Annotated in this window: 8 protein-coding genes and 1 pseudogene; 4 read left to right on the forward strand and 5 right to left on the reverse strand. The window is 71.4% G+C overall.

The window, feature by feature from the left end; translation table 11 throughout:
• Together ACFQ7F_RS27395 and ACFQ7F_RS27400 are read left to right on the forward strand one after the other, a co-directional pair.
• Positions 1 to 830, forward strand: a pseudogene (locus ACFQ7F_RS27395) (hypothetical protein); the annotation flags it as partial.
• A 2-nt stretch (positions 831 to 832) separates the two neighbouring features.
• Positions 833 to 1,276, forward strand: a complete 444-nt coding sequence (locus ACFQ7F_RS27400; protein ID WP_383275421.1) for a hypothetical protein — start codon at positions 833 to 835, stop codon at positions 1,274 to 1,276.
• Between the two features lie 74 nt (positions 1,277 to 1,350).
• Here the strand turns inward: ACFQ7F_RS27400 and ccrA are convergent, their stop codons facing one another.
• Positions 1,351 to 2,625 (reverse strand): crotonyl-CoA carboxylase/reductase, encoded by a 1,275-nt coding sequence (ccrA, locus tag ACFQ7F_RS27405; RefSeq protein WP_383275424.1) that lies wholly within the window; start codon positions 2,623 to 2,625, stop codon positions 1,351 to 1,353.
• Between the two features lie 139 nt (positions 2,626 to 2,764).
• Here ccrA and ACFQ7F_RS27410 point away from each other — a divergent pair, with 139 nt between their 5' ends.
• Complete coding sequence (locus tag ACFQ7F_RS27410) at positions 2,765 to 3,751, forward strand: acyl-CoA desaturase (RefSeq protein ID WP_383275427.1); 987 nt, start codon at positions 2,765 to 2,767, stop codon at positions 3,749 to 3,751.
• Here the strand turns inward: ACFQ7F_RS27410 and ACFQ7F_RS27415 are convergent.
• From ACFQ7F_RS27415 to ACFQ7F_RS27425, 3 genes are read right to left on the reverse strand one after another with little or no spacing between them, the layout of a single operon-like run.
• Positions 3,693 to 4,715: an alpha/beta hydrolase gene (locus ACFQ7F_RS27415; protein WP_383275430.1), complete on the reverse strand. Its 1,023-nt coding sequence runs from the start codon at positions 4,713 to 4,715 to the stop codon at positions 3,693 to 3,695. The two genes, ACFQ7F_RS27410 and ACFQ7F_RS27415, sit on opposite strands and share 59 nt — an antisense overlap.
• 53 nt (positions 4,716 to 4,768) lie before the next feature.
• Positions 4,769 to 8,896, reverse strand: a complete 4,128-nt coding sequence (locus tag ACFQ7F_RS27420) for an acyltransferase domain-containing protein (protein ID WP_383275433.1) — start codon at positions 8,894 to 8,896, stop codon at positions 4,769 to 4,771.
• Positions 8,893 to 10,677 carry a fatty acyl-AMP ligase gene (locus ACFQ7F_RS27425; RefSeq protein WP_383275436.1) on the reverse strand — a complete coding sequence of 595 codons (1,785 nt, stop codon included), beginning with the start codon at positions 10,675 to 10,677 and terminating at the stop codon, positions 8,893 to 8,895. Before ACFQ7F_RS27425 ends, ACFQ7F_RS27420 begins: the two co-directional genes overlap by 4 nt.
• Before the next feature lie 291 nt (positions 10,678 to 10,968).
• Here ACFQ7F_RS27425 and ACFQ7F_RS27430 point away from each other — a divergent pair, with 291 nt between their 5' ends.
• Positions 10,969 to 12,447 (forward strand): MFS transporter, encoded by a 1,479-nt coding sequence (locus ACFQ7F_RS27430; RefSeq protein WP_383275439.1) that lies wholly within the window; start codon positions 10,969 to 10,971, stop codon positions 12,445 to 12,447.
• Here ACFQ7F_RS27430 and ACFQ7F_RS27435 read toward each other — a convergent pair.
• Complete coding sequence (locus tag ACFQ7F_RS27435) at positions 12,401 to 13,693, reverse strand: AMP-binding protein (protein ID WP_383275442.1); 1,293 nt, start codon at positions 13,691 to 13,693, stop codon at positions 12,401 to 12,403. The genes ACFQ7F_RS27430 and ACFQ7F_RS27435 overlap by 47 nt on opposite strands.
• Positions 13,694 to 13,844 lie beyond the last annotated feature (151 nt).

The raw sequence follows: 13,844 nt of genomic DNA on the forward strand, positions 1-13,844 counted from the left end.
TCACCGACGGGCACATCAAGGAGACGCTGAAGTACGTCCGGCAGGCCTGGCTCGAAGGCCATGAGATCGGCACGCACTTCAACGGGCACTTCTGCACGGGTACGGGCAGCGTCGCCCACTGGACGCCCTCGCAATGGCACAGCGAAATCGACCAGGCCACCGCCTTCGTGAAGGAATGGCGCACGAATACCGGCTGGACCGATCTCCCGTCACTGCCTTTCGACTACGACAAGGAACTCATCGGCGGCCGCACCCCCTGCCTCCTCGGCCAGAACAACCTGCTTCCCGTCGCCCGCGAACGCGGCTGGCGTTATGACTCGTCGTCGCCCGGTGGATCGCAGCGGTGGCCAGAGAAACGCCTCGGAGTATGGGACCTGCCACTCCAGCAGATCCCGTTCCCCGGGCACCGTTTCGAGGTCCTTTCCATGGACTACAACGTCCTGGCCAACCAGTCGAAGAATTCGACACGGGCACCCTCGTACAACTATCCCGGCTGGCGCACCCAGGCGACCCACTCGTATCTCGCCGGTTTCCGGCGCGCGTACGAGACGAACCGTGCCCCCTACTTCATCGGCAACCACTTCGAGGAGTGGAACGGCGGCATCTACATGGACGCCGTCGAGGAAGCCCTCAGGGGAATGGCCGGAAAGAAGGACGTGCGCCTCGTCTCCTTCCGGCAGTTCGTCGACTGGCTCGACGTCCAGGATCCGGCCGTCCTCGCCAGGCTGCGCGGGCTCGAAGTGGGGCAGCGCCCCGAAGGCGGCTGGCAGAGCTTTCTCGGTAAGTCGACCAAACGAGAAATCAACAGAGAGATGGAGAAGAGAAGTTGACCGTGAATCGGTTGAAGCTGAAGTTCGCGCCGGTGAAGTACACATCGGTGAAGTACGTGACGGTGGCGGGGATCGCGGCCTTCGCCGTTCTGGCGGGCCCCGCGGCGGCCGGTGCCGGCGCCGTGAGCCCGCATGGCTCGCAGGCTCCCGGGGCCGCCGCGACCACGGCCCCGCGCCCCACGCTGACGGCGAAGTCCACCGTGGGCAGCGTGCGCGCTTGGCACGACTTCCACATCTACGGAGTCAGCCACCACATGCGGGCAGGCACGCGCGTCACGCTGCAGCAGAAGCAGGGCAAGCGGTGGGTGTCGCTGCCCGCGTCGGTGTACACCGCGCGCTCCGGGGCGTACAACATGCGGGTCAAGCTCGGCTGGAAGGGACGCAACTCCCTGCGCATCGTCGGCGGCGGCGCCATCTCGCCCGTCATCTATGTGACGGTGCGCTGAGCCGACAGGCCTACCCGATCACCTGAACCCGGGCATGAGCTCACGAGCCCGTGCCCGGGATGCGGTCCGGGGCCTCAGCTGACGTCCCGCTTGCCGAGTCCGGTCCGGGGCGCGAGCGCCAGCACGCCGACCTTCCCGGTGTGGCGGTTGGCCTGGACGAGACGGGCTGCTTCGGCTGTGTCCTGGAGGTCGTACGTCACCGAGAGCGCGGGCCGGATGTGTCCGAGATCGAGGAGTCGGGCCACCGCGGCCTGTTCCTGGAGGTTGGCTCCGTGGCTGCCGATGACGCGCTTGAGGCGCATCCAGAGGTAGCGGTTGTCGAACTCGTGGAGATAGCCGGTGCTCGATCCGCAGGTGACGACGGTGCCGCCCCGCCGGACCACGAAGACGGACACCCCGAAGGTCGCCCGGCCGACGTGCTCGAACACGATGTGCGGGTCCTCCCCCACCGCGGCGCGGATCCGTTTGCCGAGCTTCTTGCCGACCGCCGTCGGATCGGCAGGCGCGGTGCCTGTCAGGCCGATCTCGGCACGGTTGATCACCGCGTGACAGCCGAAGGCGTGCGCACGCTCCGCCTTCTCCTCGCTGCCGACCACACCCACCGCGATGCCGCCGCCGTTGCGCACGAGCTGCGCGGCGTACGCGCCGAGGCCGCCCGCCGCGCCCCAGATCAGCACGATGTCGCCCTGCGTCATCCGCGCGCCGCGGTCGCTGACCAGCATGCGGTAGGCGGTGCCCGCGCACAGCGGATTGCCTGCTGCTTCCTCCCAGGTCAACTGCCCTGACTTGGGCAGGAGCTGGTTGGCGCGGGCCACGCAGTAGTGGGCGAGCCCGCCGAAGTTGGTCTCGAAGCCCCAGGCCAGCTGGGAGTCGCCGAGCATGCCGTCGGCGTGGGTCGCCGGTTCCTCGTCGTCGACGTAGGCGGGAGTGACCACGACCTCGTCACCGACGGCCCAGCGGCGCACCCCGGCCCCCGTACGGACGACGACGCCTGCCGCGTCCGAACCGACCACGTGATACGGCTGATCGTGTCGCGCGGCCCAACCGCCTTTCGCGCCGAAGTGCCGGAGAAAGGCGAACGTGGATATCGGCTCGAACATCGCCGACCACACGGTGTTGTAATTTATCCCGCTCGCCATGACCGCCACCAGGACTTCATCCGGGGCGAGTTCCGGCATCGGCACGGATCCCACGTGGAGTGTTTTTCGGACGTCTTTGTCCGCCACCCCCGTGAAACTCTCCACATCCTCCCTCCGCAGATGCGCGGCGGTGAATTCGGCGGGTAAGGGAAGTCGGCGCAGCTCGTCCGCGCCGGCTCCCGCTACGACTGCCTCTGCGAGCACATCCATGACGTTCCTCCTTCGGCACAACTGTCCAATGGTGCGGGGTCAGGTCATCACTTTCCGAACTTTCCGAGTAGAAGCCTCCCTATTTCCGACGCTAATGTCCGGCTCACCCGTACTGACGTACTGAAAGGCGAGAAAACTCATGGCAGAAGAGAGCGCGAACGCCGCATGGGGCGAACGCATGGGTACAGCTGACCGGGTCGTGGTGGGGGTGTTCGTCGGGATTCCCTTTGTCGCGGTGATCGCGTCCGTCGTCGTGCTGTGGGGATGGGGTGTCACCTGGCACGATCTGGTGATCGGCGCGGTGATGTACGCCATCGCCGTGCACGGCATCACCATCGGCTACCACCGCCTGTTCACGCACAAGGCGTTCAAGGCGGCCCGTCCCCTCAAAGTCGCCCTCGCGGTGGCCGGGACGATGGCCGTCGAGGGCGACGCGATCACCTGGTGCGCCGATCACCGCCGCCATCACCAGTTCGCGGACCAGGTCGGCGACCCGCACTCCCCCTGGCGGTTCGGCACCTCTGTGCGCGCGCTGCTCAAGGGCATGGCGTGGGCGCACGTCGGCTGGACCTTCAACAACGACAGGACCAACCAGCGGAAGTACGTCCCCGACCTCCTCGCCGACCGCGATCTGGCCGCGGTGGCGCGGTGGCAGCCGCTGATCGTGCTGTTCTCGTTCGGTGCGCCCGCCGTGGCGGGCGGGCTCTGGGGCGAAGGGAGTTGGGACTCCGGCGCCGCCTGGTCCGCCTTCTTCTGGGCCGGGCTCGTCCGTATCGGTCTGCTCCATCACGTCACCTGGTCGATCAACTCGATCTGCCACATCAGCGGAGCCCGGCCCTTCCGGGTCCGCGACCGCTCGGGAAATGTGTGGTGGCTGGCCCCGCTCTCCGGCGGCGAGTCCTGGCACAACCTCCACCACGCCGACCCGACGTCCGCCCGGCACGGAGTGCTGCGCGGCCAGCTCGACTCCAGCGCCCGGCTTATACGCCTCTTCGAGCTGGCCTCATGGGCGAGTGCCGTGCGGTGGCCGGACGAGCAGAGGCTGGCCCGCCTCTCCGCCGCCGACGTCAGGACCCCTCCGCGGGAAGCCCAAGACCCGCCGCGAGGGTCGGCCAGGAAGCCTTGAACTCCAGCTGCCAGGAGGACCAGGCGTGCGAGCCGCCGCGGTAGAAGTGGACCGTCGCCGGGACTCCGGCACGGTCCAACTGCCGGGTGAATCCGTGCGCCTGGCCCCACAGCGTGCCCTCCAGGATCGCCCCTTCGAGGTTGCCGAAGTCGCTGCTGGGGATGCCGCTGCCCTGGGAGACGTAGAGCCGGGTTCCGGCCAGACTCTTGGCCAGGGCGGCGGGGTTGTGGCGGTTCCAGTTCTCGCGGTGCAGGAAGGGACTGCCCCAGAGGGTGGAGGGGAGCTGGAGTTCCCGGGCGACGATGGCGTTCATGACCGTCGGCATGCCGAGGGCGGTCGTGTCCACGACACCGCTGTACGAGGCCGCCGCGCCGAAGGTGCCGGGGTGCCGGGCGGCGAACGCCAGGGCGCCGTAGCCGCCGGTGGAGACTCCTGCGACGGCGCGGGTGCCGTTCGCTCGGTAGGTGTCGCGCAGGAGAGCCGTCAACTCCTCGACCTGGAAGGTCTCGTAGTCGGGGGCGGTGGGGCTCCCGTAGTTCCACCAGTCGGTGGGGATCCCGGTGGGTCCCGACGCCGGAAGGACCGTGATGACGTCCTTGTCGGCCAGGAACTCCTCGACGTCCGTCTCGCGGGTCCATGAGGTGTAGTCGTCGTGGGCCCCCTGGAGGAGGTAGAGCACGGGCCATGTGCGGCCCGGCTGTTCCTTGAAGCGGGTCGGCAGGATGACACGTACGGGGAGTTGTTTGCCCACGGCGGGTGAGTCGATGGTGAGGTCGACGGTGCGGGAGTCGAGCCACTTCTCGCCGACGACGCGCGGGCCCTCGGCTGCTCGGGCCGCCGCAGGCGACACGGTAGGTGCTCCCAGGGCGGTGGAGGTGCCCAGGGCGCCGCCGGTGGCGAGGAGGGCGGTGACCGCGGCGATGGCGGCGAGTTTCTTGCGGGGTCTGCGGTGCTTCTGCGGCATGGCGGGTGGTCCTCTTCTCGGCAGGAGTGCGGGCGGGCGTGCGGGCGTACGGGTCAGGCGCCGTGCAGGTCGCGGGTCAGGAATTGGGCGAGCGTGTCCACGACCGGGGGGTCGAGCAGGGAGAGGTGGTGGCCCGGCAGCGGGGTGACGGTGAGGTCGGAGCAGTGGGCGTCCCAGCCGAGGCTCTCGTCGTCCCGTTCGTAGCGGGCGTCGCGCACGGTGTGCGGGGCCGGTTCGGTTGCCCGGTAGAGCAGGGTCCGGCCGGTGTAGGGGCCGGGCGTGTGGCGTTCGCCGCTGCGCAGGTCGAGGGCCGATGTGCGTTGATGGTCGAGGACCGCCCGGGGCAGGTCGACGGCCTGCTCGAGGAGTTTCATGACGAGGGCGATCTGCTCGGCGTCGTCGAGGCGTGCCAGTTCCTCGAAGGGCAGGGGGAGTTGGGTGCGGTAGGTGCGGGCTATGTACACGGCGAAATCGGCGTAGCGGCGGTGGGCTTCCTCCAGCGGGGTCAGGCCTGGGGGCGCGGGCAGGGGCAGTACGGAGTCGAGGAGGGCAAGGGCCCGGACCGTGCCGTGTGGCGCGAGGAGCCTCGCGGCTTCCTGGGCGAGAAGACCGCCGTAGGACCAACCGCCCACGATCCAGGGCCCGTTAGGGCATACGACACGAATGCGTTTCGCGAAGTGTTCTGCGCGGGCCTTGAGGTCCTCGGGGGTGGCCATCCTGTCGAAGCCGTAGACGGGGCGGGTTTCGGACAGGCGCTCAGAGAGGCGTGCGTACACCTCGGATGTGCCGCCCGCCGCGTGGGCCAGGAAGAGCGGGGTGCCGTCGGCCTTGTCGGCGAGAACACGCAAGGGCAAGGGCCCCTCCCCCGCCAGTTCCCTTGCCGACGGCGACGAGTAGGACTCCACCTCGCGGGAAACTCCCTGAGAGCGCCGGGCGGGCCGGGGGCCCGGCAGCAGTTCCGCGACTCCCCTCAACGTCGCCTGCCTCAGCAACACCCCCGGTTCCACCTCCACCCCGAACTCCCGCTCCACCGCTGTCCGGATGCGCGCCGCGGTGAGGGAGTCGAGGCCCAGGTCGGTGAGGGGGGTGTCGGCGTCGATGCGGTCGGGGGTATAGCCCATGACGTCGGCCACACAGACGCGGAGGCGGTCGAGTGGACCTGCGTCGCGGGTGGTGGCCGGTGCGTGACGTGGCGCCTCGTGCGGTCCCGGCTCCTCCCCCGCCCAGAAGCGGCGGTGACGCCAGCGCGGTGAGGGTACGTCGGCGATGCGCGCGCCCGGATGCAGGCTCTGACGGGGCGCGGGAATGCCCACGCCCCTCACGAGCAGCGAAGCAAGGGACGTACGGAAGGTGAGCGCGTCGTCGGTGTCGCGGTGCAGGGTCGGGAGAATGAGCGAGCTGTCGGCGCCCGCGTCCCGCAGGGTCTCCGTCAGCGGGTACAACTGCGTGGGGTGCGGGGCCACTTCGACGAACACCCGGTGGCCGTCGTCGGCGGCGGCGCGTACCGCCTGGCTGAAGCGGACGGGGCGCCGCAGATTGGCCACCCAGTAGTCGGCGTCGCAGGGCGCCGGGTCGCGCGGGTCGGCCAGGACGGTGGAGTAGCGGCGGCAGCCGGGCCGTGCGTGCCGCACGGCGGCGAGCTCCCGGGCGAAGTCGTCGAGCAGCGGATCGACGTGGGACGAGTGTCCGGCGCCGGTGACGCGCAGGGAACGGGCGAAGCCGCCCTCCCTGGTGACGTGGTCGATGAGTCCGCGCACGTCGTCGGCCGATCCGGTGACCACGCTCTGCGCCGGTGACGCGTGTACGGCGACCTGGAGCGTGCGGAAGTCGGCGGCCAGCGCCTCGATGTGCTCGCCGGGCCGGTCGACCACGGCCATGGCGCCGCCCGTGAGCCCGGCGAGGAGCCGCGACCTGATCGCGACGACGCGCGCGCCGGTGGCCACGTCGAGGGCGCCGCAGACGACTGCCGCGGCGATCTCCCCCATGGAGTGGCCGATCACGGCGGCCGGTTCGAAGCCGTACGACTTCCACAGTTCGGCGAGGGCGACCTGCATCCCGAAGAGGGCGGGCATGACGACGGCGGGCGAGGTCAGCTCGGCGCCGGGATCCATGCAGTCCCGCAGGCAGATGCCGGCCTGGTCACGCAGGAGCGGCTCAATGCGGTCGACTGCGGCAGCGAACTCCGGTTCTGCGGCGAGGAGTTCGCTGCCCATTCCGCCCCACTGCGACCCGTACCCGGAGAACACCCACACGGCACCGGGGCCGATCCCGGACGACACGCCCCCGGACGACGTAGCCCCGACCACCACCCGCCCATCGGGCTCCTGCCCGGCCAGGCGAGTCAGCGCCGTAGTCAGCTCCTCCCGGCCGCGCGCGACGACCGCCGCCCTGTGGCGGCCACGTCCGACGCGGCCCGTCAGTGTGCGGGCGAGGTCCTCGGGGCGGACGGAGCGGCTTTCGGGCCCTTCCATCCATGCGGCCAACTCGCCCGCGTACGTGCGTACGCGGTCCTCGGTGACGCCGTCGAGCAGGGCGATGACGGGACCGGTGGCCCTCTGGCGTGCGCCGCGCGGCACGCGGTGTTCGGCGAGGACCACGTGAGCGTTCGTGCCTCCGAAGCCGAACGCCGAGACGCCCGCCCGTGCGGTGCCCGAGTAGCGGGGCCACGGCTCGGGGCCCGTGACGACGCGCAGGCCCAGGGCGTCGAGGTCGGCGTGCGGGCCGGGGGCGGTGAAGTGCAGATGGGGCGGGATCTCGTCGTGGTGCAGGGCGAGGACCGTCTTGATGAGCCCGGCGATGCCCGCCGCGGCTTCCAGGTGGCCGATGTTCGTCTTCACCGAGCCGATGAGCAGCGGTTGATCGGCGGCCCGCCCGCGCCCGGCTCCGAGCGCGGCCGAGAGCGCGGACGCCTCGATCGGGTCGCCCAGAGCCGTGCCCGTGCCGTGAGCCTCGACGTAGTCCACGACCGTGGGCCCGTCGCCGTGGCTCTGCTCCAGGAGCGTGCGCTGGGCCTGTGCGCTGGGGGCCGTGAGTCCGTTGGAGCGGCCGTCCGAGTTGACGGCGGTGGACTCGATGACCGCGAGGACGCGGTCGCCGTCGCGCTCGGCGTCCGCGAGGCGCTTGAGGACGACGACGCCGCAGCCCTCGCCCCGCACCATGCCGTCGGCCGACGCGTCGAACGCCTTGCACCTGCCGTCGGCGGCCAGCGCCCCCGCCCGCTGGAAGCCGAGCGTCACCGCGGGGGAAAGGAGCAGGTTCACCCCGGCGGCGAGCGCCATGTCGCTCTCCCCCGCCCCGAGGCTGCGTACGGCGTGGTGCACGGCGACGAGCGACGAGGAGCACGCCGTGTCGACGGCCATGCTCGGGCCGCGCAGATCGAGGACGTAGGAGAGACGGTTCGCGGCGATGCTCAGGGCGGCGCCCGGCGGGGTCCAGGCCCCGATCAAATCCGGTTCCGCGGTGGTGAGATGGGCGTATTCGTTGCCGCTGATGCCCACGAAGACGCCGGTACGGGTGCCCGCGAGGGACGGCGCGGGCAGCGCCGCGTGGTCGACGGCCTCGCGGGCGACCTCCAGGAGCATGCGCTGCTGCGGGTCCATGGCGGTGGCCTCGTGCGCTCCGATGCCGAAGAACTCGGCGTCGAAGCCCGCCACGTCGCCGATGCCCCCGTCGCCGAGGAAGCCGCCGTGTCTGCTGATGTCGTCCGGCAGGGCCCTGTCCTCCCGTACGAAGGGGACCCAGCGGTCGTCGCCGACGCTGCCCACGGCGTCACGTCCCTCGCTCAGGAGCTGCCAGAAGGCGGCGGGCGATGTGACGTCACCGGGCAGTCGGCAGCCGACGCCGATGACCGCGACCGGTGAACCGCCCTCCGCGGACGGCACGGGCACATCGGCAACCGCCGGCTGCGGCGGCGCACCCCCGTGCTCCGGTTCGCCGCGCACCACCCGCTCCGCGAGCGCGCCGATCGTCGACGCCTCCCAGAGCAGCGTCGCGGGCAGCCGCGTACCCGCGAGGTCGCTGAGGCGCGCCGTCAGGACCACCGCGTCGCGGGAGGTCAGGCCCAGCTCCGCCAGTGGGCGGTCGTCGGCGATCTCCTCGGCCGCCAGGCCGTACCAGGCGCTCAGGCTCTCGACGACGGCGGCCCGGATCGCCCGGATGTCCGTGTGGCCCGCCCCCCTCATCGCGCGCTCTCCACGCCGTCCCGGCCCCCCTCGCCGAAGGCGCCTTGCAGGTAGCTCGCCCGGCCCGCCGCTCTGGCGACCTTGCCGCTGCTCGTCCTCGGCAGCGAGCCCGGCGGGATGAGGAGGAGTTCGGCGAGACGCAGTCCGTGCCGGGCCGATACGGCGGCCGTGGCGTCGCGCAGCGCGGCGAGCAGGTCCTGTTCCGCGGGCTCCGCGCCGCGCCGGTGTTCGGCGACGACCACCAGGACGTCGGTTTCGGTACCCGTCCAGGGCACGCAGAACGCGGCGAGCCGGTCGCGGCGTACGAGGTCGACGGCCGACTGCACGGTCTCCTCGATGTCCTGGGGATAGTGGTTCCGGCCGTCCACGATGATCAGGTCCTTGAGCCGCCCGGTGACATGGAGCCGTCCGTCGTGGAGCACGCCGAGATCCCCGGTGCGCAGCCACCCCGCCTTGCCCTCGTCCTTGGCGGCACCGGGCGGGCGGACGCCGAACACCTCGTCGGAGAGCCCACCGCGCTTCCAGTAGGAGAGGCCGATGTTGGGCCCGCGCAGCAGGATCTCGCCGACCTCGCCCGGGCCCGCCGAGGCGCCGGTCGCCGCGTCGGCGATGCGCAGCTCCTGCCCTGCCGGGGTGCCGCAGGCGACCAGGTGCGTCGCTTCCGCGTCCGTCGGCTCCCTCACTTCGAGCCGTCCTTCGGACAGGGCGAGCGGATCGCACGCCAGGACCGTGGGCGGCGCGGCGAAGGTGTCGGTCGTCACGAACACGGTGGCCTCGGCGAGGCCGTACGCCGGGCAGTGCGCCTCGGGCGCGAGCCCCGCGTCGGCGAACGCGTCGCGGAAGCGCTCGACCGTGCCGGGGCGCACGGGTTCGCTGCCGTTGATAAGGACCTTGACGCGGTCGAGGCGCAGCTCGGCGGCCTCGTCCCTGTCGATCCTGCTCGCGCAGTAGTCGTACGCGAAGTTGGGTGCCGCGCTGATCGTCCCGGGATACGCGGCGAGCAGCCTCAGCCAGCGCACCGGGTGCTCCAGGAAGGCGACCGGGTCCATGAGGACCGAGGGGAAGCCGCCGACGACGGGCGCGGCCACGCTCAGGACGAGGCCCATGTCGTGGAAGAGCGGCAGCCAGCCGACCGTCGTGTTGCTCGCCGCGTCGGCCGCGAAGGCATCGATGGCCTGACGGGCGTTGGCCACGACGTTGGCGTGGCTGATCACGACGCCCGCCGGGCTGCGTGTGGAGCCGGAGGTGTACTGGAGGTAGGCGATGTCGTCCGGGGCGAGCCGCTCCGGAAGAGCGACCGCGGACCTCTCGCTCGGCCGGTCCACCAGGACCACCGGCACCGGCGGCAGCCCCTGCTCGGTCATGAACCGTGCGACCCCGGCGGCGGTGCGCGCATCGGCAAGGACGCACGCGGGTTCGCAGTCGGCAAGGACGGCCGCCAACCTGCCCTCGTGTCCGGGGAGTTCGGGACTGAACAGCGGCACCGCGATCACCCCCGCGTAGAGACAGCCCAGGAACGCGGCCGTGTAGTCGAGGCTCTGCGGGAGCAGCAGGGCCGCTCGCTCACCGGGACCCGCGTTCGCCGCGATCCGCCCGGCGATCGCGCGGGCGCGGGTGTCGAGGCCCTGCCAGCCGAGGGTGTGGTGCAGGCCGGGCGACGACGGTTCGGGGAACTCCACGTGGGTGAAGGCGCGTTGGTGCGGGCGGGCGGCGGCCAAGCGCGCCAAGTGGTCGGTCAGCAGCGGGCCTTCGGGCGGCTGAAGGGTCATGGTGCTGGACATGGCGGCTCCAACTGGACGGCACGGGGACCGGGACGGGGCTCGGCGGGGACCGGGACGGGATGTAGCGGGGAGCGGGGCGAGCGGTGAACCAGGTTCCGCCCGGATGTGACCCGTGAGTAAGACGGCTTGCTGACAGATCGTCTGACACCCTCTGTCACTTCACTGACAAGCCCCCGCACCGGATTCGGCGTCAAGGGCAGCAGCCACGACCGCCGCAGCCCCGGAGAATCCGGCAGCGGAACCGCATCACCATCGGCGGCACAACCGCATCGCGATCGAGGGGAGCCGCACGTGGGCCGGGGCAGGCTGACCGCTCTTCTGGCGATGCTCGCCCTAGCCGGATTCATCACGACGCTCGACAACACCGTCATCAACGTCGCGCTGCCGACCGTGCAGCGCGACCTCGGCCTGAGCGTCACCGACCTGGAATGGGTGGCCACCAGCTACGTACTGAGCTTCGGCTCACTCCTTCCGGCCGGGGGCAGGCTCACGGATCTGCTCGGCCGACGGGTGGTCCTCGCGGCGGGGATCGTCGTCTTCACCACGGCCTCCCTGGCCGCCGCCCTCGCGGACAGCGGCGGGACGCTCATCGCGGCACGCACGGTGCAGGGCGTGGGTGCGGCGCTCGTCATCCCGGCCTCGCTCGCGGTGGTCGCCGCCGATCTGCCCGCCCGCAGACGCGCCATGGCGGTCGGCCTGTGGACCGCGGCGCTCGCGGTCGCCCTTGCCCTTGGCCCCGTGGTGGGCGGGTTCGTCACCGAACGGTGGGACTGGAGCTGGGTGTTCCTGCTCAACGTCCCCTTCGGCATCCTCGCCCTGCTCCTGGTGCCCGCAGTCCCACGCGCCGTCACCCGCGTGCGGCACGGTCTGCTGCCACTCCTCGATCTGCCGGGGGTCGCGCTCTCCACTACCTCGCTCTTTCTCCTCACGTACGGCCTCGTCAGGGGCGGCGAGCACAGTTTCAGCACGCCGCCCGTGCCGCTCTGCCTCTGGCTCTCGGCGGCCACCGGGGTCGCGTTCCTCGTCGTCGAGTCGCGGACCTTTCTGCCCCTTGTGGACCTGCGGCTGCTGCGCAACCGTTCACTGAGCGGGGGTGCGGCGGCTCAGGTGCTGTGGGGCATCGGCGTCAACGGCGTGTTCTTCTTCACCGCGCTCTACCTCCAGCGTGTGCTCGGCTTCTCGCCCACCAAGGCGGGTCTGGCCTTTCTGCCGCTGGCCGGTGCGCTGCTCGTGACGACGCCGTTCGCCGAGCGTGCGGCCAAGGCGGTGGGGGCGCACTGGTCGATCGCCGGGGGGCTCGTCCTTGTCGCGGGCGGGCTCGTGTGGGTGTCGGGGACGGGGCTGCATGCGCAGTACTGGGATCTGCAGCCGGGGCTGCTCCTGATCGGTGCGGGGTCGGCCCTGACGACTCCACTGACGGTACGTTCCGTCGCCGATGTCCCCGCGACGCGCACCGGCATGGCTTCGGGCCTGGTGAGCGCGGCCCGCGAGATCTCCGGGGTGTTCGGAGTGGTCCTGGTCGGCGTGGTGCTCACCCGTACGGAGCGTACGGCGCTGCGGCACGGCGCCGATCCGCGCAGCGCCTTCCTGGACGGCTACGACACGGGGCTGCAACTAGCCGCGCTCTGCGTCCTGTTGGGGGCCGTCGTCACCGCGGTCACGCTGCGTCGGCCCGCCAGGCACCGGCGGGAATCCGGCACCGCCATCACCGATTCGGTCCGCATCAAGGGTGTGACGCGGCGTCCTGGGCGGGGCCGGCTCCTCCGATGACGGTCGCATAGCCGTCCGGTCCGAGTACCGCGACGTCGCCCGTACGCAACCACCCGTCCGGCAGCAGCCGCCGTCCCGTCTCCGCCGGGTCGGCCCAGTACCCCGCGCACACCTGCGGGCCCCGCACCAGGAGTTCGCCGGCGTGACCCGGGGGCAGCTCGATCCCTGGAGCCCCCTCCTGGCCGACGCGGACCTCGGTGCCGGGCAGCGGCAGGCCTGATGTGCCGGGCCGGGCATTGGCGCCGCGCGGATTGGCGAGGACGGCGCCCGCGGCCTCGGGGATGCCGTAGCCCTCGACGAGCACGGCGTCCACCGAGTCCCGGATGCGGTCGGCGGTGTCGGCGTCCAGCGCGTCGGTCAGCCAGGTCCGCACCGTGGCGAGCGCCTCCAGCTCGTGGGCCGGGCGTTGGAGCAGGCGTCGGCAGTCGGCGGGCTCGGCCGACAGGAGGGTCGCCTTCCGGCGGCGTGCCGTACGCAGGAGCTCCTGTGGTTCGGGGTCCGGCAGGAGGACGGTACGCGTCCCGGTGAGCAGCGGGGCCGTCAGACCGAACAGCAGCCCGTGCGGCCGCCACAGGGGCGTGACGGCCAGAACGGTCTCCTGGCCATCACGTAACTGCGGATGCCACAAGGCGAGTTGGTGGGCCGCCGCGACCAGGTTCGCGTGCGTGAGCATCGCCGCGGGGCCGTCGGCGGCGACGTACGCGAGGACGGCCAGATCACCCGGTCCCGGCCCGACGCCGCCCGCCTGAGGCCTGTGCGCCTTCCGTATACGGCTGCTCCCCGGCCACTCCCCGTCGATCGGGACCGTGACGACGTCCCGCACGCAGGTGTCACCGCGCACCGCATCGAGCCGCTCCCCCGCAAAGTCACCGGCGACCACCAGCAGTACGCCCGAGTCCGAGAGTTGATGAGTCAGGGTCTGCCGCGAAGCCGCCGGATCGATCGCCACCACGACCGCTCCGATCCGCAGCACCGCATGCCAGGCCACCGCGAACCACGGGCAGTTGGGCAGCACCAACGCCACCCGGTCACCGCGTCGGATGCCCAGCGTCCGCAACGTATCGGCGCATGCGCCCACAGCGCGATGCAGCCCCCGGAAGCCGGACCTGCCCCGGTGGTGCCCGGCGGCCGCGTCAAGGAGGTCGGGGATCGTGACGTCGGGAACGTGCAGGCCGTGCGGCACCCCTGCTGCGTAGAAGCGGAGCCACGGTCGTGGGTCCCGGGCCGTCACCTGTGGCTCTGTCATGACCTGATCGTGGCGCAGGAGGCCGGGTCGCCACTTGTACCCCACGCACAGTTCCGGCCCGGCGGGCTGTGGTTCCACTGACTATCAACGCCCGGTTACTGCTCCGTAACTTCACGGCGTGCACAGCAATCTCCCCTCGAAACGAAGGAGT

It is taken from the genome of Streptomyces sp. NPDC056486 (assembly GCF_042795295.1).
Lineage (GTDB): Bacteria > Actinomycetota > Actinomycetes > Streptomycetales > Streptomycetaceae > Streptomyces.

What these genes read in the sequence shown, in the direction of transcription:
- ccrA (WP_383275424.1), bottom strand. Translation starts at nt 2,625, where the DNA reads ATGGATGTGCTCGCAGAGGCAGTCGTAGCGGGAGCCGGCGCGGACGAG.
- ACFQ7F_RS27410 (WP_383275427.1), top strand. Translation starts at nt 2,765, where the DNA reads ATGGCAGAAGAGAGCGCGAACGCCGCATGGGGCGAACGCATGGGTACA.
- ACFQ7F_RS27415 (WP_383275430.1), bottom strand. Translation starts at nt 4,715, where the DNA reads ATGCCGCAGAAGCACCGCAGACCCCGCAAGAAACTCGCCGCCATCGCC.
- ACFQ7F_RS27420 (WP_383275433.1), bottom strand. Translation starts at nt 8,896, where the DNA reads ATGAGGGGGGCGGGCCACACGGACATCCGGGCGATCCGGGCCGCCGTC.
- ACFQ7F_RS27425 (WP_383275436.1), bottom strand. Translation starts at nt 10,677, where the DNA reads ATGTCCAGCACCATGACCCTTCAGCCGCCCGAAGGCCCGCTGCTGACC.
- ACFQ7F_RS27435 (WP_383275442.1), bottom strand. Translation starts at nt 13,693, where the DNA reads ATGACAGAGCCACAGGTGACGGCCCGGGACCCACGACCGTGGCTCCGC.